The following is a 20,741-nucleotide window of genomic DNA, read 5'->3' as shown; positions in this document are numbered from 1 at the left end:
GCGCTGGAAATCCAGCGCCTTTTCTACTTCGTCATGTCAAGCGCGGGTCACAGCGGATCGCGCCAGTACGGCTCGCGGCCGTAGTACTCGTGAAGCTGCGTGCCCCACGCCTGATCGGCCATCGAAGGCCAGTGATCCTTGTCGAAACCCGGATCGTCCTTGATGCGTTGCGCGGCAATGTCCACGCGGAAGCACTTTTCCGCCGTGTCGAGCGTCAGCGAACTCCACGGAATGGCGTGAAGCTTGTCGCCGATGCCGAGAAAGCCGCCTTCGGACAGCACCGCATAGGCGACGCGGCCCGAGCGTACGTCAAGCATGATGTCGGAGATTTTGCCGACGTGTTCGCCGTCCGACGTGTAGACCTTGTTGCCGTCGAGCGTATCGGCGGCCATGATGTCCGGGCCCGGGCCTTCGCCGACACCGCCGCCGACGATGCGCGCGCCGCCCGTATTCGATTGGGGATCGAGCATGCTCATGATGTACTCCTCTCAGGGTTAAGGCATGCCGTCTAGCGCATTGCGTGTGCCTGCCGGTGCCGCGCATTCGACGCGCTTCGCGGGTATCCGCTTTGCGGGATCGAGCCGGACGAATTCGGCTCACGCCAGTACATCAACGCATCGGGAGGAAAACATGAACCAGTCATCCATGGCCATTGTCGTGCGCCGCGAAGATCCCGATAGCGACGACGCGCGCATCCTGCTCGACGAACTGGGCGCCCTGTTCGCGCTGCGCCACGGCGAGAGCGGCCAGTCGGCATTCGATCCCGAGGACTTCCGTTCCACGCGGGGCGGCTTTATCGTCGCGCGCACGCTCCACGGCGAACCGGTGGGCTGCGGCGGATTCCGCCGCTTCTCGTATGAAACCGCTGAAATTCGCCGTATTTATCGCCGGCCGGAAATGTCGGGCGTGGGCTCGGCCGTGCTCGAATGTATCGAAGATGCGGTGCGCGATTCGGGTTATCGGCGCGCGGTGCTGCGTCTCTGGTCCGACGACGTGCGCGCGATCGACTTCTTCTTGCGCCACGGTTATGCATCGGTTGAAAAATTCGGCGGCAAGCGTGCGGCCGCGCAAGGCGTGCTGTGTCTCGGCAAGCAATTGGCTGCCGAAACGGCGCCCGAGACCGAAGGGCCGCCGCCGCCCGAAGCCAGCTAGCGAGGATCGCCGGTTAATCGGGATTCCAGATAATCGGGATTCCTGATAATCCGGATCCCTGATTAACCGGCCGGGGAAAAACGCGCGCGCGAAAACATCGACAGATCGATGCGGCTCGCGCCAAGCGTGATGCGTTCGGCAAGCGCTTCGCCCACGGCGCTCGCGAATTTGAAGCCGTGCCCTGAAAAGCCGGTTGCGACGTGGAGGTTGGGACGTTCCGGCAACGTGTCGATGATGAAATGCTCGTCGGGCGTCATGTCGTATTCGCATGCGCGCCCCATGCGCAACGCGCCCGCGCCTGGCAGATAGCGCGCGAGGAAGCGTTGCAGATCGGCATGATCGCCGGGTTCGTCGCCGAAGGGAGCGAGCGGCGCATGGGCGTCCACGGGCTGGCCGCCGTCGTGGCGGCCGACTTTGAGGCCGCTGCCGTCGAGATCGGGGAAACCGTAATACGTGCCGTGGTCCGTGCTGATCGCGAAACCGGGGAAGCGTTCGGGCGCGAACGCCTCGCCGGCCTCGAACCATGCGAAGGTTTTGCGCACGCGCGCAACGGGCACGGCATGGCCCAGCGCGGCCAGCAGCGGCCGCGTCCACTTTCCGGCGCACACGATCGACGTGCGGGCGGCAAACGTCTCGCCGCTTTCCGAAATCGCTTCGATATGGTCCGGCCCGCGCCACGCGAGGCGCGTGATGCGCGTGTGCGTGCGCAGCGTGGCGCCGTGCGCCAGAGCCCCTTCCCGATACGCGCGAACGGCGCGCTCGCAATACAGCACGCCGCCATCCGGCTCGAAGTTCGCGCGCTGCTGCGCGTCGAGCCGCCACGCTGGCCAGCGCGCGCTCGCCTGCGCGGCATCGAGCGTTTCCAGCGGCAAGTCGTGCCGCGCGGCGCTCAATTGCACTTCGTGCAGGAACGTGTCGCCGGGCGAGCCGATATTGACGATGCCTGTGCGAACGAAAAGGGCGGAGCGCGGGGCGGCCCGCGTTTCGCGTTCGAGCGCTTCCCAAAGCGCCTGCGCGCGCAAGGCGAGCGGCACGTAAGCGGCGCCTTCGCCGTACGCATGACGAATCAGCCGCGTGCCGCCGTGATGCGCGCCCTCGTCGTGCGGCGGGTCGCCCGCGTCGAGCAGCAGAACGCGATTGCCCGCGCGCGCGAGGTGGTAACCGGCCGCCATCCCCATCGAGCCCGCGCCGACGACCAGCGTGTCGAACTTGCGCTCGCCGCTCTGGCCACTCCTGCCGCCGTTGCCGGCTTGTAAATCCTGCATACGCGCGCCCTGGGTTTCGTTGCTGCCCGGACGGACAGCACGGTGGGATTGTGGAGGGCAGCCATTGTCGGCGCTTCGGGCATGGCTGTCGAGCGAGGCGGCGCGGTGCTCGCCCTCATGGCAACGGTGTCTGTGCGCTTTATCTTCTTGACGGATTGTATGACAAGAATATAATCCGCTTCATGCACTGCCCACGCACTGCGCCTCACGCACTGCGCCTCATGCCGCAGACCAGAACGCCAAAAGCAGGAGACAGCCCATGCACTGCAACACCAGTCGCGCCCCAGTCCTCGCGGTTGCCCTGTCCATTGCCCTCGCCCGAACCCGCTTCGGGTCACGCCTGCCGTCCGCCGCTTGCATGCGCTGACCGGCCGCGCCTCGATATTTCAACAACAGGACACCGAGACATGTCGTCGCCCATCGAGAACTACCGCATCTACGCCGTCAAATATGCGCACTTCGAGCGCCGCTCGTACCACAACTTCATCGGCGGCGACACGCACGACACGCCCATGCCGCTCGATTATTTCGTCTGGGCCGTGGTGGGCCGCGAGCGCACGTTTATCGTCGATACGGGTTTCGACCAGGCGATGGCCGACAAGCGCGGCCGAACGATCACGAACACGGTGGAAGCGGGGCTCGGCAAGATCGGCATTCGCCCGGACGACGTGAAAGACGTGATCATCACGCACATGCATTACGACCACGCGGGCAACCACGCGCTGTTTCCGCACGCGCGCTATCACATTCAGGACCGCGAAATGGCGTATTGCACGGGGCGCTGCATGTGCCATCACGCGCTCAGCCATCCGTTCGAACCCGCGGACGTGAAGGCGATGGTGGGCCGCCTGTTCGACGGGCGCGTGCAGTTTCACGAAGGCGCTTCCGAAGTCGCGCCGGGCATCAGCGTGCATTGGGTCGGCGGTCACACGAACGGCTTGCAGATCGTGCGCGTGCATACGGAACACGGCTGGGTCGTGCTCGCTTCGGACGCCTCGCACTTCTACGCCAACATGGACGATCACCGCCCGTTCCCGGTGGTCTACAACGTCGGCGACATGATCGAAGGCTACGAAACGGCGCATCGTCTTGCGAGTTCGGCTGCACAGGTGATTCCGGGCCACGATCCCGCCGTGCTCGCGCGTTTCCCCGCGCACGATCGCGAAACCGAAGGCTGGATCGTGCGTCTCGACGCGCCGATGCGGAGCGGCCGATGAGCTTGCGAGGCAAAGGCGCGCTCGTCACCGGATCGTCGAACGGACTCGGTTTCGCGATGGCCACGGCGCTCGCGCAGGCGGGCTGCGAGATTGTGCTGCACGGACTCGAAGCGCCGCAGTCAATGACCGAATCGTGCGCGGCGCTCGCGCGGCGTTGCGACGTGCGCGTGAGTTACGTGCAGGCGGACCTGACGCAAGTGAGCGGCGTCGAAGCGTTGATGGACGCGGCGCTCGCGAAACTCGGCTCGCTCGACGTGCTGATCAACAACGCGGTCGTGCGGCACTTCGCGGGCATCGAAGCGTTTGCACTGGAGCGCTGGAACGAGGCTCTCGCGGTGAATCTCACGGCGGCGTTTCGCGCGATTCAGCTCGCGCTGCCGGGCATGCGCGAGCGCGGCTTCGGGCGCATTATCAACATGACGTCGGTGTACGGTTCGCGCGCGGTGGCCAATCGCGTCGATTACGTGACGACGAAAACCGCGTTGATCGGCCTGACTCGCTCGGTCGCGCTCGAAACGCTCAAGCAGGGCATCACCTGCAATGCGATTTGCCCCGGCTCGGTGCTTACGCCGAATATCGACAGCCGCATCAATGCGTTGATGGAAGCGCGCTCGCTCGACCGCGGCGCAGCCGTGCAGGCGTTTCTCGAAGGCAAGCAGCCGACCGGCGAGTTGATCGACGCGGCGCACGTGGGCGAACTCGTGGTGTTTCTTTGCGGCGCCGCGGCCGCGCAAATCACGGGCGCGACGCTGCCGATCGAAGGAGGCTGGCTTGCAGGCTGATCTTCATGCGGACCTTGGCGCGGATAATCGCGCGCCCGCGCGCACGGACGCATCCCGCGCCGGCGTGACGGACACGCTCGCACGATTCGTCGCGCGCACGCAATGGGCCGACGTGCCCGCCGACGTGCGCCACGAGGCGAAGCGCGCGCTCGTGAATTACTTCGCGGTGGCGCTCGCGGGCGCGCACGATCCGACCATCGACAAAGCCGTGAAAGTTTATGGCGGCTTTGCCGCGCGCGAGGAGGCCACGCTCGTCGGTCGTTGCGAGCGCAACGACATGCTCAACGCGGCGGCGCTCAACGCCATGAGCGCGAACGTGTTCGACTTCGACGACACGCATCTGCCGACCATCATTCATCCGGGCGCGCCGGTGGCCGCGCCGCTGTTCGCGCTCGCGCAAACCATCGCGCTTTCGGGCGAGGCGCTGCTGCTCGCGTTCGTGCTGGGCGTGGAGGCGGCGTGCCGTATCGGCAATGCCGTTTCGCCGGAGCATTATCAGCGCGGCTGGCACATTACGTCGACGTGCGGCGTGTTTGGCGCGGCGGCTGCGGCGGCGCGCGCCATCGCGTTGAACGCGCGCGAGACGGCGTGGGCGCTCGGCAACGCTTCGGCGCAAACGGGCGGGCTGGTCGAAACGCTAGGCACGATGTCGAAAAGCATCGGCGTGGGCAATGCGGCGCGCAACGGCTTGCTCGCGGCGCTGCTCGCGCAGGAAGGGTTTTCGGGGCCGCTTGCGCCGCTCGAAGGCGAGCGCGGCTTCCTGCGTTGCGCGGCCGCGCGGCCCGATTTCGACGCGATCACCGAAGGGCTCGGGCGAGACTGGGCGCTGCGCGCGAACACGTATAAGCCGTATCCGTGCGGCGTGGTGCTCAATCCCGTGATCGACGCGTGTCTCGCGCTGCATGGCGCGAGCCCGAAGGCGAATCTCGATGCGGTCGAAACGATCGAATTGCGCGGACATCCGCTGTTGCGCGAGCGCACGGATCGCCCCGACGTGCAGAGCGGCCGCGCCTCGCAAGTGAGCGCGCAACATGCGGTGGCCGTCGCGCTGGCGCGTGGCCGCGCGGGTCTCGCCGAATTCAGCGACGCCGCCGTGGCGGAGCCCGCCTTGCGCGCGATCGGCCGGCGCCTGCGATTCATCGACGAACCCGCGTGGTCCGTGGAGTCGGCCGAAGTCACGCTCGTCTTGCGTTCGGGCGAACGAATCTCGCAGTACGTGCAGGCCGCGCGAGGCAGTCTGGCCGCGCCGCTCGACGACGCGGCGCTCGAAGCCAAGCTGCGCGAACTGGCCGGGGGACACGGCGCATTCGGCGGTACACGCGACGGCGCGCGCATCGACGTGGAGGCGTTGCTTTCGCAATTGTGGGCGCTCGATTCCGCGCCGGACGCGGCAGCGGTCATGCAACTCGCGCGGGCCGCCTGACCGATACCAGGGATTCCGAAGTTTTATCGAAACGAGGGCGAACATGAGTAGTCAACCAACAGCGGAGCAGCGCGGCGCGCCGCTCGGATTCGTGGGCGTGGGGACGATGGGGCGGCCGATGGCGCGCAGACTGCTTCAGGCGGGGCACGCGTTGATCGTGTTCGATCGCGACGAAGCCGCCGTTGCCGATCTCGTCGCGCTCGGCGCGCAGGCGGCGAAGTCCGTGCGGGACGTCGCGGATCGTGCGCGCATCGTGTTCACGAGCCTGCCGACGCCCGCGATCTTCAAGGACGTGGCCATCGGGCCAGACGGCCTGCACGAAGGCGAAGCGCTGAAGATTCTGGTCGATCTCTCGACGGTCGGCTCGCGCACCGAAAAGGCAGTGGCGGCGGGCTTGCGTGCGAAGGGCATCGAGACCGTCGATGCGCCCGTGAGCGGCGGCGCGGCGGGCGCGCAGAAGGGCGCGCTCACGATCATGGCGGCGGGCGCGAGCGCGGCGCTGGAGGAAGTGCGGCCGCTGTTCGACGTGTTCGGCAAGGTGTTCGTGGTGGGCAGCGAAGCGGGCCAGGGGCAATTGCTCAAGCTGCTGAACAACATGCTGTCCACCACGGCGTTCGCGATCACGTCCGAAGCCTTCGTGGCGGGCATGCGCGGCGGTCTCGACCCCGAGATCATGATTTCGGTGATCAACGCGGGCAGCGGCAAGAACGGTGCGACGCTCGACAAGTTTCCGAAGCACGTGCTGCCGCGCACGTTCGATTTCGGCTTTCCCGTGAGCAGCGTGTGCAAGGACATCGGCCTGGCCGTGGACGAATGCCAGGCGCTGGGCGTGCCGATGTGGGTGGGCAATATCGCGCGCCAGGTATGGAATTACGCGGCGATGCAGGACGGCGCCGCTCGCGACATGACGGAACTCGTGCGTTACGTCGAACATTGGTCGTCCACCAATGGACTCGAATAATCGCAAGCATAACGAACTAATCGGAGAACATGATGATTGTTGAAATGCGTGTCTACCACTGCGCGCCGACGCGTTTGCCGGCGCTGCTCGATCGCTTCTCGTCCACCACGCTCGGCTTCTTCGAGAAGTACGGCATCAAGCCCATCGGCTTCTGGACCACGTTGATCGGCGAGAGCAATCACACGCTCACCTATCTCTTGCGGTGGGAAAGCCTCGCGGAACGCGAGCAGAAATGGAACGCGTTCCAGGCCGACGCCGAATGGATCGAGAAGCGCGCCGCGACCGAGGCCGAGCGGCCTATCGTCGAGCGCATCGAGAGCCACATGCTCGCGCCCACCGCGTTTTCGCCGCTGCGTTAAGGAGAGGTCGCCATGACGCAATCGCAACAGACGCCGCGCAAGATCGGCTTTATCGGCCTCGGCATGATGGGCGCGCCGATGGTGCAATGCCTCGTGAACGCGGGCTACGCGCTCTACCTCGACGACGCCGACGCGGCGCGCGCCGAAGCGCTCGCCGCGCAAACGGGCGCGCAGCGGCTCGGTCCGGACAACGCGGCCGAACTGGACGCGCTCATCACCATGCTGCCCAACTCGGCCATCGTCGAAAACGTGCTGCTCGGCAGCGGCGCGAACGGCTGGGCCAGCCGTCTTGCCGCGGGCACGGTCGTCATCGACATGAGTTCTTCGGAGCCCGAACGTTCGCGCAAGCTGGGCGCGGTGCTCGAGGAGCGCGGCCTTGCCTATCTCGACGCGCCGGTCTCGGGTGGCGTGAAGAAGGCGAAAGAGGGCACGCTCGCGATCCTGATCGGCGGACGCGAGGAAGTGGCCGCGCGTTGCCACGCGTTGCTCTCGGCCATGGGCAAGAGCCTGCTGCATATCGGCGGCGCGGGCGCGGGCCACGCGGCCAAGGCGCTCAACAACTACGTGTCGGCAGCGGGGCTTGCCGCGACGGTGGAAGCGCTGCACGTTGCCGAGCGTTTCGGCATCGAGCCCGGCGTGATGACCGACGTGCTCAATGCTTCCTCGGGGCGCAGCAATACCTCGGAAAACAAGGTCAAGCAGTTCATGTTGAGCGGCACGTTCGGCTCCGGGTTCGCGCTGCAACTGATGAACAAGGACATCAAGATCGCGCGTGCGCTCGCCGAGTCGGTCGGCTATCCGATGACGATCGGCGCGACCTGCGCCACGCTGTGGAACGAGGCCGCGCAACGCGCCACCCCCGCAACCGATCACACCGAGCTGTATCGCCTGTTGCCTCTCGACGCGGAAAAGAACGCGGACTGAATTATTGATTCGGAGTGCGTATGAATATCGAAGTGCATAGCGGGGAATTTTACGTCGATGGCGCGTGGGTCGCGCCCAACGCGCCGCGCTGGTTCGACGTGATCGATCCGGCCACGGAGTCGCCGGTCGCGCGCCTCGCCCTGGGCGACGCCGCCGACGTGGACCGCGCCGTGGCCGCCGCGCGCCGGGCGTTGCCCGCGTGGTCCGCCACGAGCGTGCAGGAGCGCGTGGCGCTCCTCAAGCGCGTGCTGCAAATCTACGAGCGCCGCTACGACGAGTTCGCGGAACTGATGCGTCGCGAAATGGGCGCGCCCATCACGTTCGCGCGCAACGGTCAAGCCGCGCGCGGTCCCGCGCATCTGAATGCGCTGATCGAAGTGCTCGAACGTTTCGAGTTCGAGGAGCAGCGCGGCAGCACGCGCATCGTGCTGGAAGCGGTGGGCGTGTGCGGGCTGATCACGCCGTGGAATTGGCCGGTCAACCAGATCGTCGTGAAGATCGCGCCGGCGCTCGCAGCGGGTTGCACGATGGTGCTCAAGCCCAGCGAATATTCGCCGCTGAGCGCGTTGCTTTTCGCGCAGGTGCTTGCGGAAGCGGGCTTGCCGCGCGGCGTGTTCAATCTTGTGAACGGCGACGGGCCGGGCGTGGGCGAGGCCATCGCGCGCCATCCCGGCATCGACATGGTGTCGTTCACGGGCTCTACGCGCGCGGGCGTGCTGGTCGCCGAAGCGGCCGCCGCCACGGTCAAGCGCGTGGCGCAGGAGCTGGGCGGCAAGTCCGCGAACATCCTGCTCGACGACGTGGACCTCGAAGCGGCCGTCACGCGCGGCGTGGCCGCGTGCTTCACGAATTCGGGGCAATCGTGCTCGATCCCCACGCGCATGATCGTGCCGCGCCGCCTCCTGGGCGACGTGGAAGCGATTGCTTCCAGGGCCGCGCAGGCGTATCGCGTCGGGCCGACCGACGACCCCGCCACGCAGCTCGGGCCGCTCGTGAACCGTAATCAGTTCGAGCGCGTGCAAATGCTGATCCAGAAGGGCATCGACGAAGGTGCCCGGCTCGTTACCGGCGGCACCGGCAAACCGTCGGGCCTCGAGCGGGGGTACTACGTGAAGCCCACGGTGTTTTCGCAGGTGACACCCGAAATGACGATCGCGCGCGAGGAAATTTTCGGGCCGGTGCTTTCGATCATGGGCTACGACAGCGAAGAGGAAGCCATCGCCATCGCGAACGGCACCGAATACGGTCTCGCCGCCTACGTGCAGTCGGGCGATATCGCGCGTGCGCGCGCGGTTGGCCGTGCGTTGCGTGCCGGCGGCGTGCATCTGAACTATCCGCCCGCCGATTTTCACGCGCCGTTCGGCGGCTACAAGCGTTCCGGCAATGGCCGCGAATGGGGCGAAGCGGGCTTGCGCGAGTATCTGGAAACGAAGTCGATGGTGGGCTACGGCACGCCTTGAGCTTTAAAAAATTTTGCCCCGCCGCCTTGTCGGACGATCGTCTTCGACGACATGGCGGCGTATCGATCCCACGACTTAGCACGAAAAAACAGAGAGGAATCCGAAATGAGTGACAACGAGCGTTTTGAAGCCGGTTTTGAGAATCGCAAGGAAGTGCTGGGCGGCGCGCACGTGGAAAAGTCGTGGGCCAACGCCGACGACTTCAATCGCCCGATGCAGAAGTACGTGACCGAGTGCTGTTGGGGCGACATTTGGGGCGATCCCACGCTGCCGTTCAAGACGCGCAGCATGCTCAATCTCGGCATGCTCACGGCCATGAGCCAGCATCACGAACTCGCGGTGCATGTCAAAGGCGCGCTGCGCAACGGCGTGACGAAAGAGGAAATTCGCGCGGTGCTCATGCAGGCCGCGATTTATTGCGGCGTGCCGCTCGCGCTTGCGGCGTTCCGCGTGGCGAGCGAAGCGATCAAGGCTTATGAGGCGGAGAAGAACGCGGCCTGACCCGCGAGGCTGCACGACAAATTCACTATAAACGCGCGCATCGAACGGTGCGCCAAACCCGTTGGAGACAAAGATGAAAACCCTGGCAGCAACCGACGTCGTTCAGCACGAACGCGACGAGTCGATCGAGGCGAAGCGGCGCAACGCCATCAAGGGCGCGTTCTTCTCCGAGTACATCGACATGTTCGATATCTACTTGCCGGTCGTCGTGCTCTCGCCCGTGCTCGCGTTTTTCCAGCCGCCGCATCTGTCGCCCGGCATGGAGACGATTCTCGCGTCGCTCGTGTTCATCACGACGCTGCTCGGGCGGCCCGTGGGCGCGCTGATCTTCGGCATGATCGCGGACCGCGTGGGGCGGCGCAAGGCGTCGATCTATTCGGTGTCGGGGTTCGGCGTGGTGACGCTGCTCATCGCGCTGCTGCCGGGTTACGAGAGCATCGGCATCACGTCTTACTGGTTGCTCGTGCTGTTGCGTTTCGTGGACGGCATCTTTCTTGGCGGCGGTTACACCGGGGCCATGCCGCTTGCGATCGAATACTCGAAGAAGCACCAGCGCGGCTTCGTGGGCGGCTTCATCATCGCGGGATTTCCGGCGGCCTATGTGTCGATCAATCTCGTGGCAATGCTGATGTTCGCGGTCTTTCCGCTCAACGGCGTTCATTCGCCGTACGCGCAATGGGGCTGGCGCATTCCGTTCGTGCTGGGCGCGGTGCTGGCGGGTTTGCTCGCGCTTTACTACGTACACAAGGTTGCGGAATCGGAAATCTGGAAAAGCGAAGCCGCCGACAAACCCGCGGAAACGGAGAAGCTGCCGCTAAGCGACCTGCTGCGCGGCAAGAGCGGCCGCAGCCTGCTGCAAGTGCTCGTCATGATGACGGGCTTCTGGCTCACGCAAAACATCATCACGATCTTCCTGCCCACCGGCCTGCTGTTCAAGACGCTGCACCTCACGGGCTTCCAGATCACGCTCACGCTGATGATCACGTATTTCGTGCTGTTTTTCAGCTATATCGGCTCGGGCATGATCGGGCAGCGCATCGGGCGCCGGCGTTTCTTCGCGATACTCGGCCCCGTGATCGCGACCGTGGGCGCGGGCCTGCTTTACGTGCTCGCGAACGTCGACCTCACGCTGCCCGCCATCATCGCCATTACCTGCGTGCTGGCCGTGATCGTCACGTCGCCGTGGGGCGTGATCGTCACGTACATCAACGAGCGCTTCGTGACGGACGTGCGGGCAACCGGCTTTGGCGTGGGCTTCAGTCTTTCGGTGATCATCCCGTCGTTTTACGCGTTCTACATGAACGCGCTGAGCGCCTTCATGCCGCTGCGGCTCACGCCGGTTGCGCTGCTCTGCGTGGGCGGGCTGATTGGCGCGATCGGTGCGCTGATGGGACCGGAAACGAAAGATGTGGACTTCTAAGCAATTCATGAACAATGAGGAACAACCAGGAACAGCGATGAACAAGGAACGCATAGGCTTTATCGGCCTCGGCAACATGGGCGGGCGCATGACGCGGTGTCTCGTGAATGCCGGCATCCAGGTGCTCGGCTACGACACGGCGCCGGAGCGCGCGCAGGCCGCGGGCGCGCAAGCGGCCGGGACCGTGGCCGATGCCGTGAAATTCGCCGACGTCGTGCTGATGTCGCTGCCCGACAGCAAGGTGGTGGAAGCGGTGGTGGAAGGCGCCGACGGCGTGCTCGCGCATTGCCGCGCGGGCCAGATCGTCGTGGATTTGAGCACGGCCGCCGCGAGTTCGACGATCCGCCTCGCGCAGCGCTTTGCCGAACGCGGTGTGCATTACGTCGACGCGGGCATCTCGGGCGGCGCGGCGGCGGCCGAAAAGGGCAAGCTCACGCTGATGGTGGGCGGCGAAACGCAGGCCGTGGAAGCGCTGCAATGGGCATTCGCGCCGATCGCCGCGAAAGTCGCGCACATGGGCGCAAGCGGCGCGGGCCACACCACCAAGCTGCTCAACAACTTCCTCAATGCGGTGAGCCTCGCGGCCAGCGCGGAGGTGATGGTGGCGGGCAAGAAGGCCGGGCTCGATCTGCATGTGCTGCTCGACGTGCTCAACAGCAGCAGCGGCGTGAACTTCGCCACCTTGAACCGTTTTCCGAAGATCGTCGACGGCGATTATCTCGAAGGCGGCCTGACCGGCAAGCTCATGACGAAGGACGTCGTGCTCTATGTCGATCGCGCGCGCGAACTGGGCGTGGTTTCGCTCAACGCGGCGGGACCGCTCGCCAGCTTCGGTCTGGGCACGGCGCTCGGTTATGGCGACGTCATCAGCAATCGCGTGGTGGATGCGATCGGCGACGTCTCGGGCGGCGTGCGGCTTCACGATGGAAACGCAGGACAACGAAACAAGGAGAACGCAGCATGAAGGTATTTCACGGCAGGGCGGAAGGCGGCAAGTCGGAGCAGCGGGGCGCGACGTTTACGGGCACCGTATGGGCCGATCCGGTGATGGCGCCCACTGACAACGTGACGATCAACACCGTCTTTTTCTCGCCGGGCGCGCGCACGTTCTGGCATACGCACGAATACGGCCAGGTGCTGACGGTCACGGCCGGGCGCGGCTGGGTGTGCAAGGAAGGCGAGCCGCCGCAGGAAATCCGCCAGGGCGACATCGTGTTCATCGGGCCGAACGAGCGTCACTGGCACGGCGCGAGCGACGCGAGCTACATGGTGCATATCGCCACGTCGCTCGGTTCGGCCACGTGGCAGGAGGAGGTTGCCGAGCGCGACTATCCTCAGGGGTTGAACGCGCGCTGAGCGCGTGTTGTGCACGCGTTGGGCGCATGTTGGGCGCGTGCTGGACGCGGCATGAAGCGATGCGGGGCGCGCTCCGCATCGACGAAAACAGCGTCGGAAAAATGACGCGAAAACGGCGGCGAAAAACCCGTGGCGAAAGCCGCACAAACAGGAGGCAGGCAGCCATGACAGACGTGCAAGACCCGGCGCGAACGCGCGATCCGCAAAGCATCAAGGCCGATTTCGTGCGCGTGCATGGCACGTGGAACGCCGCGTGGGAAAGCATGCTGCGTCTGGACGCGGGTTTCGTCGACGCCTACGTGGCCTTTTCGGGCGTGCCGCAGCGGCGCAATCATCTGGACGCGAAGGTGCGCGCGTTCATCGCGCTCGCCGCCGATGCCTGCGCCACGCAGCTTTTCGTGCCCGGCGTCGCGCACCATATCGACGCGGCGCTGGCGTGCGGCGCGACGCGCGAGGAGTTGATGGAAGTGCTCGAACTCGTGAGCACGATCGGCATTCATACGAGCAACGTGGGCGTGCCCGTGCTGCTCGAAGTGCTGGAAGAGGACGGCTTGCGCGCCGGACCCACGCCGCTGGACGAGCGGCAACGCGCGCTCAAGGCGGCGTTCGAGCGCAATCGCGGCTACTGGCATCCCACCTGGGAAGGGCTGCTCGAACTCGATCCCGACCTGTTCGAAGCGTATGTGGCGTTTTCTTCGGTGCCGTGGCGCACGGGCGTTTTGAGTCCCAAGGTCAAGGAATTCATGTATTGCGCGTTCGACGCGTCGTCCACGCATCTCTACGTGCCGGGTTTGAAGTTGCATATGCGCAACGCCCTGCGTTACGGCGCAACGGCGGCGGAATTGATGGAATTGCTCGAAATCGTCAGCACGACGGGCATACACGGTGCGGAACTCGGCGCGCCGCTGCTCGAGGCGGCACTGGCGCGACGGCAGGACGCGCAGCCGCGCTGAAAAGCGGCCGCGGCGCTTCGGGAAACGGCGTGCGGTGCAGTATCATATCGGCTGGAACTTTGTCGGACGGGAAGACAATAATGTCGACTGATATTGGATTGGTGCGGCCCGAAACGCTGCGTCATCAGGTCGAGAACGTGCTGCGCCAGGCCATCATGAGCGGGCGCTTCGCGCCGGGCGCGCGGTTGATCGAGCGCGAACTCTGCGAAACGCTGGGCGTGAGCCGCACTTCGGTGCGCGAGGCGCTGCGCAAGCTCGAAGCCGAAAAGCTCGTGCGCAACGTGCCGCACAAGGGGCCGGTGGTGGCGGTGATGTCGCGCGAGGAAGCCGCCGAGCTTTACGCGCTGCGCGCGTTGCTCGAAGGCTTCGCGGCGCACGAATTCGCGCGCCGCGCGAACGACGCGACCATCGAGCGCTTCGGCGCGGCCGCGAAGGAGTTGCGCGCGCAGGCCACGGCGCAAAGCCAGGAAGGCGTGCTCAAGGCGAAAACGGCGCTCTACGACGTGCTGCTCGATCACTGCGGCAATAGTCTCGTGAAGGAAATTCTCACCAGCCTGTATTCGCGCGTGAACCTGCTGCGTGCCACGTCGCTCATGCATCCCGACCGGCTGCCGAGCAGCCTGAGCGAAATCGACGAACTTTATAAAGCGCTCAAGGCGCGCGATGCGGGCGAAGCGCAGAAACTCGCGCGCCAGCACGTGCTCAACGCCGAAAAAGCCGCGATGCGCATGCTCGACGGCAACGAAAGCGCGGACCCCGCAACGGGCGACGCCGAAGAAGCCTGAACCCGCGCGCGGTGCTTCGCCGCAGCGGCTTGCGGCGATGACTTTCGCCGATATTTTTGCCGATTCTTGCGCCGATATTTTTGCCGATACGTTCGCTGTGACTTCCGCCGCCGCCGTTACTCCGGCTGAGGCGGCTTCGCCGGAGCGGCGGAGCCGGTGGCGCAGTAATGCGCGAATTGCGCCGCATCAGGCGCGAACTGCTTTTGCTGCGCCAACTCCCAGGGGCGTTCGCAACGCTGCGTGTGCTCGCACCACGCATAGCCCGCCGACGCGCGGCATCCGTGCGCATCCGCATCGGCGCCGACGGCATTTGCCGGCGCTTCCTGCGCGCGGTTCGCGCACGCGCCAAGCGTAACGGTCGCAATGGTCGCAACGGTCAAAGCGGCCGCCGTCAGCGCGACGAACGGCAGCGACAAAACATGTCGACGCATGATGCGTTCTCCCGATAAGCCAGTCGACTGAAAACGCGCGAGTCTAACAGCCTTGCGCGCGTGTTTGCGCCTACCTGAAGCGGGCGGTTGATGTCGCTCACCGGCTCGTAGCGCTGATGTCGCGCGGTATCTGAAAGCGGGCGCCAAGCCGCGTGGTGGCGCGCGAGATTCAGAGCGAAGGCGAGGCCGGGCTGTTTCGCGAACGGCTCGAAACGCTCGATCAATTCGGCGGCGATTTCAACGTCGTCGAACCTTGAAAAACCGCCGCGAGGGACAGCGCCTCAACCGGCGGGATTTTCCTCTTCGTCGTGCGAAGGCGCGCTGCTCGCGGGCGTGCCCAGAATGCTCACCTGGAACGTGGGCGTGGCGGCGAGCGATTCGAGGCTCGGGTCTTCGGGATAGCTGAGCAGCAGCGGCAGAATCACCGAACCGCCGATCACGGCGCGGCGGCTGTTGTCGGCGGGGCGCAATCCCCACACGTCCTGATAGACGAGTGGCACCGTGCGGCCGTCGCGTTCGGTGTTGCCCAGATACAGCATGACGTGCCCGCCGATATAGATGAGCGTGCGCATGGGCGCGCCGTGCTGCGTGAGCCACGCAAGCCGCCCGGCGGGCGTGGCGGCCGAAAGATCGGTCATCGCGCCCGCGCTCATTTGCGTGGACGAATGGCGCGGCAGCCACACGCCGAACGCCGCGAAAATACTTTGCAGTTCGGCGGAACAGTCGTTGTCGAAATTCGCGTTGCCCCAGCCGTAGGGGCGGCCGATCAACGCCTTCATGAGCATCGCGAGGTGGCGCGGCGTGGCGGCGAGCGGCGCGTCGGCAATGGCGTTCGCGTCCAGCGGCGCGGTGCGGATCACGGCGCGGCCGTCGATGTCGCGCGCGGGCACGACGACTTCGCGCGTCGCGCCCGCCGCCGCGCGCAGCGGCAGCAAGGTGCCGGCGGGCGCTTCGAAGCGGAACGTGCCGCCATCGTCGCGCAACGCCGCGGAAGCCGCCGTCACCACGCCCAGCGATTGCCGTGCCGCCGCGCGCCATGCGGCCACGAACGTTTCGTCGGCGCCGGCCACGCCGTCGCTACGCACCCAGCCTTGCACGTCGGGCGTTTGCACGTAGCGCCACGCGCCGTCCGCGCTCGTGCCGAGTACGTAGAGCGGCGTGCCGGGCCGCACCGCGCTCACCTGGAGATTGTCGAACGGATACCCTTCGCCCGCGATCCGGTGCGAGTAGAACGAAGGGTCAATGGTCGGCAACTCGCGCACGTAAAGCGCCGACGTGGCTATCGCGCGGCGGTTCGCGTCGTAGCCGGAGGCGCGCTCGAACTGCGCGGCGTTCACGTTTTGCGCGATCGCGTCGATCCACGCCTTCGTGTGCGGGCGAAAGTTCATGCCGTAGCCAATGCGGCGCGGCGGCTTGCCGGTATTGTCGAAAAGATCGAGGCGGCGCCGTTGCAGCGCGGCGATGTCGCTGCCGCCGTCGCGGTACACGCGCTGGTCGACATAGCTGCGATTCCACGGCGAAGGATCGCCGGGCGCGTCGCCGAAATAACGCGCCACGAGCGCCGCGAATTGCGCGCGCTGAACTTCGGGCGCGAGGAAGGGCGTGTCGTAACCGGCGCTTGCGGGGTCGATGGCGCGATCGACGTTCTGGTCGTAGTGCTCGATGGGAAAGAGCGAGACCGTGTCGGGCGGCAACGCTTGCGCGGCAGGTCGGGGCGATGCGGACGAGGGCGGCGCGCTCGCGCAGCCGGGCAGCGCGCAGGCGGCGGCCAATACAAATGCGACGAGCGCGGCGCGCGCAATGCTGCGCGGCGGCGAGGCGGAGGATTCGAGGGACGGGCGAACGAAACGGGCGAGGCGCATGGATTGCAAACGCGGAACGGCAATTTGCCGATGATACAGGAGCGTCCGGGCGCCGCGACCGCCCCGCATCGCGCATGCCGACTGGCGCAAACGCAAACGCAAAAACGCAAACGCAAACACGCAAACGAAAAAGCAGAGGCGCGTCGCGTCAAAAAGCCAGACCGTTGAGTCGAGGTCATTCGCATCGCGAGCGTGCGGCGGCGCGCAAATGGCCGCGTGAAAGTTGCCTCGGCCCGGCGCGGCAGGCGCGCGCTGCTGGATTTTGGCGTAAATCGACGGTTTGATATCCCTAGACTGCACTTCGTGCACCATGCGCGATCGGCCCGCACCAGTTTCGTCATTCGCGGCCTGCCGATCCGCACCGAGGAAAAACGGAGACCGGGGATCAGAAAAATGTCGACAGTGAAAGACTGGGCGCCGCCTGCGCGGCAGGCCCGCGCCGCCCCGCTTGCGCAGCCGCCGGTTCCGACCGCGCATTCGATTTTTCACGAGCCGTGGTGGCTCGACATCGCGACGCAAGGCAACTGGCAGCGCGCGGTCGTGAAGCACAACGACGCGGTGATCGGCGAGATGCCGTATGCGATGCGGCGCACGCGCCTGTGGCGCGTTTCGCATCTGCCGCCGCTCACGCGCACGCTCGGGCCCGTGATCGCGCCCGTGACGGGCAGCGCGGCGCGGCAACTGCGGCACCGGCTCGATGTCACGGCGCGGCTCATCGAGCAATTGCCCGAATGCGACAGCTTTTTCCAGGTGTTCGATCCGCGCGTGGAGGACGCGCTTGCGTTCGCGCTGCGCGGCTTCACGGTTTCGGCGCGCTACACCTTCCGCATCACGCCGCACGATACGGCGGACGCCGCCTGGGCGCGGCTCGACAGCAAGACGCGCAACGTGATCCGCAGCGCGTCGCACGAACTGACGATCGACGCCGACCTCACGCCCGAGGCATTTCTCGCGTTCTACGAGGCCAATCTCGCCGCGCGCTCGCGCACCAACGCGTATGGCTCGGCGGTGATGCGCGAACTCGTCAACGCGTTCGTCGCGCGCAAGGCGGGCATGCTGCTCGGCGCCTACGCGTCGGACGGGCAGCTCGTCGCGGCGATCGGCATCGTCTGGGATCATCAGTCGATGTACTACCTGCTTTCGTCGCGCACGCGCGAGGCGCATTGCGGCTCGATCAGCCTGCTGCTCTGGACCAGTATTTGCCGCGCGCTCGACCGCGGGCTCACGTTCGATTTCGACGGCTTTTCGAGTCCGTCGACGTTCAATTTCCTGAGTGGATTCGGCGCGACGCTCACCCAGCGGCTGGGCGTGGAGCGGCTCGGTACGATGTATCTGCTCACGCGTACGGTGAAGCGCCATTTCGCGCCCGCGCACGTGTTCGCCCCGAACCTTTGACGGCGCGATGCCGGTGCGTTGACGTGCCGACGTGCCGATGCGTTGACGTGCCGATGCGTTGATGCGCTACATGCGCTACACGCGCTACACGCGCGGCGCGGATTCAGACGAGTTCGTGACGCGCGGGATCGCCGGCCTTGCTCGTCGTCGCTTCGGCCAGTTCGAGCGCGCTCGACGCGAACAGCAGCGGCGTCCAGCGGCGGATCGTCGTTTGCGCGTTGGCCGCGAAGCGCTCGCGCAGCGCGCTGTCGCCGCCGAGTTCCGCGATACGGCGCGCGAGCGTGTCCACGTCGCGCGGCTCGACGACAAAGCCGTTCGCGCCGTCGATCACCACTTCGCCCGCCACGCCGCAGGTGCGCGTGACGACGGCCGGGCAGCCCGCCGCGAACGCTTCGCTCACGCACAGTCCCCACTGGTCGAACTCGCTCGCGAGCACCACGAATTCGGCGAGCGCATAGAGATTCGGCATTTCCGGATTGGCGAGCGATTGAAGAATCGTGACCTGGCTGGCCAGTCCGCTCGCGGCAATGCGCTCGCGCAGCGGCGCTTCGAGCGGGCCTTGCCCGACGAGCACGAGGCCGACACCGTGTTCGTGTACGCCCGATTGACGCCAGGCGTCGATCAGCACGTCGACGTTCTTGCGCGCGACGAAGCGGCTCACGCACAGCAGATAACGCTGCGGCAGGCCGAAGCGCGCGCGCACGGCGCGGTCGTTGTCGCGCGCTTGCTGCGCGAGCCGGGCGAAGTAATCGACGTCGATCACGTCGAAGCCGATGCGCGAGCGCGCCATCGGAATGCCGAGCGATTGTGCATAGCGCCGATGCTTTTCGCCCGCGACGAGCGCGCCGTCGAATCGGCTCACGAGCAACCGTTTGAGGCGTTCTTTCAAGCGCCGGCGCAGGCCGTCGTCGGCTTTCGAATCGGACATGTAGATGAGCTTGTAGCGCCGCGTGAGCAGTCGCAGCGCGCACAACAGCGCCGAATAACCCGTGTTGTAGCCGAGCGTGATGACGACGTCGGGGCTGAATTCGCGCACTTTGGCGGTGAGCCGCGCGCTCGCGCCGACGCCCAGGCCGTCGCTGTCGGCGCCGTCCGCGACGAGCGTTTCCGCTCTGCGCGGCCGGTTCGCGAAGAACGCGGCGCGCCGCTCCTGCGGAAAGCCGTAGACGCCCGAGCGCGCGAAGACTTCGAGCAGCGCGACTTCATGGCCGCGACTGGACGCCGCGTTCACGAGCGCTTCGTAGCGGGGGACGTGATAGTCGCCCAGATTGCCGATGACGAACAGGATGCGTATGGACAATGACGGCTCACGAAAGGTGTTGGCTCGAATGCCACGACGGTGCGTGACCGCTTATTTACCTGCGCGCGCGGCGAGCGGTGCAGGCGGTGTCTGCCCGGCTGGTGCGCGTCGCGGCAGACGCTCGAACGCCTGACTACAAACATCGTAACCGCTGACGGACGCATTGGGTCGCGATGTCGGGGATGGGCGAATACTTGTCCGAAAGAAGGGGATGTGGGGCGAAAGAACGACAGTTGGCGCGGGGTTCGGCGGGTTGTGCGGCACGCGTATTACGCTTCCGGCGCCCGGAGGTGGTTTTTTCACATTATAGGATTAATGTCAAATTTCTGAGGCGATGTGATATGAAATTTGACGTTTTACGTAAAATTATTGACGGATTTGTGCTTCGAACCCTTGCATCCAGTTTCTGATAACGTCGATGTGGCGGAAATCCGCCGCGGCGCCCTTCGGAGCGCTTCCGTCACCATCCTCATCCCAATACTGCGTCAACGTCTCTCTGTGTCGGCGTAATTAACTAGTAATCCTCATTAATTAGCGGGCGTTTCAAATGACAAAATCTGTCTTGCGGACGTGAACCCTCCGATATTTCGTTATTTTCCGGCCGATTTTTACCAGGGATCTACACACTGCCTTCATGTTGTGCTATTCATTCGCCCTTCGCCGCAGCCGCCGTTGGGCGCGGCGGAACGCAAAACACGTGCCGGACGGCCTTTACGCGCGTTTCCATATGCAACGCGATTTGCCTGTTTGGCGCGCGTGAGGTAGGGTATGCAGGTTTTCTCAACTCAACACAGGTAGCAGATGAACAAACAGGAACTCATTGACGCAGTCGCCGCAAGCACGGGCGAAACCAAGGCAGCCACCGGCGCCGCGATCGACGCGATCCTCGAAGTCGTCACGCGTGCAGTCACGTCGGGCGACTCCGTGCAGCTCGTCGGCTTCGGCTCGTTCTCGACTGGCCAGCGTGCCGCCCGCGTGGGCCGCAACCCGGCTACGGGCGCGGAGATCCAGATTGCCGCTGCAAAAACGGTGAAGTTCACCGCAGGCAAGGCCTTCAAGGACGCCGTCAACGCGTCGTAACGATGTGCCGCCGCCCGGCGCTCGCACGCGCGGCCACGCAGGCCGGCGCGTGCGATGCGTCTTCTTCCTCGCGGCTCACACCTCCGGCACATTCCCCAGCTTCGCGGCGCGGCCT

Annotated in this window: 21 protein-coding genes; 17 read left to right on the top strand and 4 right to left on the bottom strand. The window is 65.6% G+C overall.

What is annotated here, in order from left to right; translation table 11 throughout:
- Positions 1–47: 47 nt before the first annotated feature.
- Entirely contained in the window at positions 48–476 is a 429-nt protein-coding gene (locus U5805_RS06510; protein WP_322102623.1) for a PRC-barrel domain-containing protein, read from the bottom strand.
- Positions 477–630: 154 nt separating this feature from the next.
- Between U5805_RS06510 and U5805_RS06505 the strand changes: the two genes are divergently transcribed.
- The gene (locus U5805_RS06505; RefSeq protein WP_322102622.1) at positions 631–1,152 is read left to right on the top strand and encodes a GNAT family N-acetyltransferase; all 522 of its coding nucleotides are present in this window, start codon (positions 631–633) and stop codon (positions 1,150–1,152) included.
- Positions 1,153–1,214: 62 nt separating this feature from the next.
- Here the strand turns inward: U5805_RS06505 and solA are convergent, their stop codons facing one another.
- The gene (gene solA / locus U5805_RS06500; RefSeq protein ID WP_322102621.1) at positions 1,215–2,417 is read right to left on the bottom strand and encodes an N-methyl-L-tryptophan oxidase; all 1,203 of its coding nucleotides are present in this window, start codon (positions 2,415–2,417) and stop codon (positions 1,215–1,217) included.
- A gap of 407 nt (positions 2,418–2,824) precedes the next feature.
- Between solA and U5805_RS06495 the strand changes: the two genes are divergently transcribed.
- The 14 genes from U5805_RS06495 (at position 2,825) to U5805_RS31765 (ending at position 15,007) form a co-directional block, all read left to right on the top strand.
- Complete coding sequence (locus U5805_RS06495) at positions 2,825–3,634, top strand: N-acyl homoserine lactonase family protein (protein WP_322102620.1); 810 nt, start codon at positions 2,825–2,827, stop codon at positions 3,632–3,634.
- The gene (locus U5805_RS06490; protein WP_322102619.1) at positions 3,631–4,416 is read left to right on the top strand and encodes an SDR family oxidoreductase; all 786 of its coding nucleotides are present in this window, start codon (positions 3,631–3,633) and stop codon (positions 4,414–4,416) included. Before U5805_RS06495 ends, U5805_RS06490 begins: the two co-directional genes overlap by 4 nt.
- 64 nt (positions 4,417–4,480) lie before the next feature.
- A complete protein-coding gene (locus U5805_RS06485) occupies positions 4,481–5,839 on the top strand; it encodes an MmgE/PrpD family protein (RefSeq protein ID WP_322102638.1) in 1,359 nt (452 codons plus the stop codon).
- A 43-nt stretch (positions 5,840–5,882) separates the two neighbouring features.
- Entirely contained in the window at positions 5,883–6,800 is a 918-nt protein-coding gene (locus U5805_RS06480; RefSeq protein WP_322102618.1) for an NAD(P)-dependent oxidoreductase, read from the top strand.
- 32 nt (positions 6,801–6,832) lie between these two features.
- On the top strand, positions 6,833–7,159 hold the full coding sequence (locus U5805_RS06475; protein ID WP_322102637.1) for an NIPSNAP family protein: 327 nt from the start codon (positions 6,833–6,835) through the stop codon (positions 7,157–7,159).
- Between the two features lie 12 nt (positions 7,160–7,171).
- Positions 7,172–8,083, top strand: coding sequence for an NAD(P)-dependent oxidoreductase (locus U5805_RS06470; protein WP_322102617.1), 912 nt, complete (start codon positions 7,172–7,174; stop codon positions 8,081–8,083).
- 20 nt (positions 8,084–8,103) lie between these two features.
- Positions 8,104–9,543, top strand: coding sequence for an aldehyde dehydrogenase family protein (locus U5805_RS06465; RefSeq protein ID WP_322102616.1), 1,440 nt, complete (start codon positions 8,104–8,106; stop codon positions 9,541–9,543).
- A 105-nt stretch (positions 9,544–9,648) separates the two neighbouring features.
- Positions 9,649–10,044, top strand: coding sequence for a carboxymuconolactone decarboxylase family protein (locus U5805_RS06460; RefSeq protein ID WP_322102615.1), 396 nt, complete (start codon positions 9,649–9,651; stop codon positions 10,042–10,044).
- Between the two features lie 73 nt (positions 10,045–10,117).
- A complete protein-coding gene (locus tag U5805_RS06455) occupies positions 10,118–11,464 on the top strand; it encodes an MFS transporter (protein ID WP_322102614.1) in 1,347 nt (448 codons plus the stop codon).
- Between the two features lie 37 nt (positions 11,465–11,501).
- On the top strand, positions 11,502–12,428 hold the full coding sequence (locus U5805_RS06450) for an NAD(P)-dependent oxidoreductase (protein ID WP_415914542.1): 927 nt from the start codon (positions 11,502–11,504) through the stop codon (positions 12,426–12,428).
- Complete coding sequence (locus tag U5805_RS06445) at positions 12,425–12,820, top strand: cupin domain-containing protein (protein ID WP_322102613.1); 396 nt, start codon at positions 12,425–12,427, stop codon at positions 12,818–12,820. The genes U5805_RS06450 and U5805_RS06445 overlap by 4 nt, the downstream gene beginning before the upstream one ends.
- Positions 12,821–12,984: 164 nt before the next feature.
- Positions 12,985–13,773 (top strand): carboxymuconolactone decarboxylase family protein, encoded by a 789-nt coding sequence (locus tag U5805_RS06440; protein WP_322102612.1) that lies wholly within the window; start codon positions 12,985–12,987, stop codon positions 13,771–13,773.
- 80 nt (positions 13,774–13,853) lie between these two features.
- A complete protein-coding gene (locus U5805_RS06435; RefSeq protein WP_322102611.1) occupies positions 13,854–14,558 on the top strand; it encodes a GntR family transcriptional regulator in 705 nt (234 codons plus the stop codon).
- Positions 14,559–14,725: 167 nt separating this feature from the next.
- Positions 14,726–15,007: a hypothetical protein gene (locus U5805_RS31765; RefSeq protein ID WP_415914541.1), complete on the top strand. Its 282-nt coding sequence runs from the start codon at positions 14,726–14,728 to the stop codon at positions 15,005–15,007.
- A 263-nt stretch (positions 15,008–15,270) separates the two neighbouring features.
- On the opposite strand, the gene U5805_RS06425 is transcribed toward U5805_RS31765, so the two are convergent.
- Positions 15,271–16,851 carry an SH3 domain-containing protein gene (locus tag U5805_RS06425; protein WP_322102609.1) on the bottom strand — a complete coding sequence of 527 codons (1,581 nt, stop codon included), beginning with the start codon at positions 16,849–16,851 and terminating at the stop codon, positions 15,271–15,273.
- Positions 16,852–17,244: 393 nt separating this feature from the next.
- Here U5805_RS06425 and U5805_RS06420 point away from each other — a divergent pair, with 393 nt between their 5' ends.
- Positions 17,245–18,246 carry a GNAT family N-acetyltransferase gene (locus U5805_RS06420; protein ID WP_322102608.1) on the top strand — a complete coding sequence of 334 codons (1,002 nt, stop codon included), beginning with the start codon at positions 17,245–17,247 and terminating at the stop codon, positions 18,244–18,246.
- 103 nt (positions 18,247–18,349) lie between these two features.
- Here the strand turns inward: U5805_RS06420 and U5805_RS06415 are convergent, their stop codons facing one another.
- On the bottom strand, positions 18,350–19,546 hold the full coding sequence (locus U5805_RS06415; RefSeq protein WP_322102607.1) for a glycosyltransferase family 4 protein: 1,197 nt from the start codon (positions 19,544–19,546) through the stop codon (positions 18,350–18,352).
- 801 nt (positions 19,547–20,347) lie between these two features.
- On the opposite strand from U5805_RS06415, the gene U5805_RS06410 reads away from it, so the two are divergent.
- The gene (locus tag U5805_RS06410) at positions 20,348–20,626 is read left to right on the top strand and encodes an HU family DNA-binding protein (protein ID WP_110382897.1); all 279 of its coding nucleotides are present in this window, start codon (positions 20,348–20,350) and stop codon (positions 20,624–20,626) included.
- The last annotated feature ends 115 nt before the right edge of the window (positions 20,627–20,741 follow it).

It is taken from the genome of Paraburkholderia sp. J41, assembly GCF_905220235.1.
Classification (GTDB): Bacteria; Pseudomonadota; Gammaproteobacteria; order Burkholderiales; family Burkholderiaceae; genus Paraburkholderia.
The sequence above is the reverse complement of the archived record's forward strand: the minus strand, read 5'-3'. Positions and strand labels throughout refer to the sequence as shown.

What these genes read in the sequence shown, in the direction of transcription:
- U5805_RS06440 (WP_322102612.1), top strand. Translation starts at nt 12,985, where the DNA reads ATGACAGACGTGCAAGACCCGGCGCGAACGCGCGATCCGCAAAGCATC.
- U5805_RS06465 (WP_322102616.1), top strand. Translation starts at nt 8,104, where the DNA reads ATGAATATCGAAGTGCATAGCGGGGAATTTTACGTCGATGGCGCGTGG.
- U5805_RS06460 (WP_322102615.1), top strand. Translation starts at nt 9,649, where the DNA reads ATGAGTGACAACGAGCGTTTTGAAGCCGGTTTTGAGAATCGCAAGGAA.
- U5805_RS06410 (WP_110382897.1), top strand. Translation starts at nt 20,348, where the DNA reads ATGAACAAACAGGAACTCATTGACGCAGTCGCCGCAAGCACGGGCGAA.
- U5805_RS06435 (WP_322102611.1), top strand. Translation starts at nt 13,854, where the DNA reads ATGTCGACTGATATTGGATTGGTGCGGCCCGAAACGCTGCGTCATCAG.
- U5805_RS06495 (WP_322102620.1), top strand. Translation starts at nt 2,825, where the DNA reads ATGTCGTCGCCCATCGAGAACTACCGCATCTACGCCGTCAAATATGCG.
- U5805_RS31765 (WP_415914541.1), top strand. Translation starts at nt 14,726, where the DNA reads ATGCGCGAATTGCGCCGCATCAGGCGCGAACTGCTTTTGCTGCGCCAA.
- U5805_RS06475 (WP_322102637.1), top strand. Translation starts at nt 6,833, where the DNA reads ATGATTGTTGAAATGCGTGTCTACCACTGCGCGCCGACGCGTTTGCCG.
- U5805_RS06510 (WP_322102623.1), bottom strand. Translation starts at nt 476, where the DNA reads ATGAGCATGCTCGATCCCCAATCGAATACGGGCGGCGCGCGCATCGTC.
- U5805_RS06445 (WP_322102613.1), top strand. Translation starts at nt 12,425, where the DNA reads ATGAAGGTATTTCACGGCAGGGCGGAAGGCGGCAAGTCGGAGCAGCGG.
- solA (WP_322102621.1), bottom strand. Translation starts at nt 2,417, where the DNA reads ATGCAGGATTTACAAGCCGGCAACGGCGGCAGGAGTGGCCAGAGCGGC.
- U5805_RS06470 (WP_322102617.1), top strand. Translation starts at nt 7,172, where the DNA reads ATGACGCAATCGCAACAGACGCCGCGCAAGATCGGCTTTATCGGCCTC.
- U5805_RS06480 (WP_322102618.1), top strand. Translation starts at nt 5,883, where the DNA reads ATGAGTAGTCAACCAACAGCGGAGCAGCGCGGCGCGCCGCTCGGATTC.
- U5805_RS06420 (WP_322102608.1), top strand. Translation starts at nt 17,245, where the DNA reads ATGTCGACAGTGAAAGACTGGGCGCCGCCTGCGCGGCAGGCCCGCGCC.
- U5805_RS06450 (WP_415914542.1), top strand. Translation starts at nt 11,502, where the DNA reads ATGAACAAGGAACGCATAGGCTTTATCGGCCTCGGCAACATGGGCGGG.
- U5805_RS06490 (WP_322102619.1), top strand. Translation starts at nt 3,631, where the DNA reads ATGAGCTTGCGAGGCAAAGGCGCGCTCGTCACCGGATCGTCGAACGGA.
- U5805_RS06505 (WP_322102622.1), top strand. Translation starts at nt 631, where the DNA reads ATGAACCAGTCATCCATGGCCATTGTCGTGCGCCGCGAAGATCCCGAT.
- U5805_RS06425 (WP_322102609.1), bottom strand. Translation starts at nt 16,851, where the DNA reads ATGCGCCTCGCCCGTTTCGTTCGCCCGTCCCTCGAATCCTCCGCCTCG.
- U5805_RS06455 (WP_322102614.1), top strand. Translation starts at nt 10,118, where the DNA reads ATGAAAACCCTGGCAGCAACCGACGTCGTTCAGCACGAACGCGACGAG.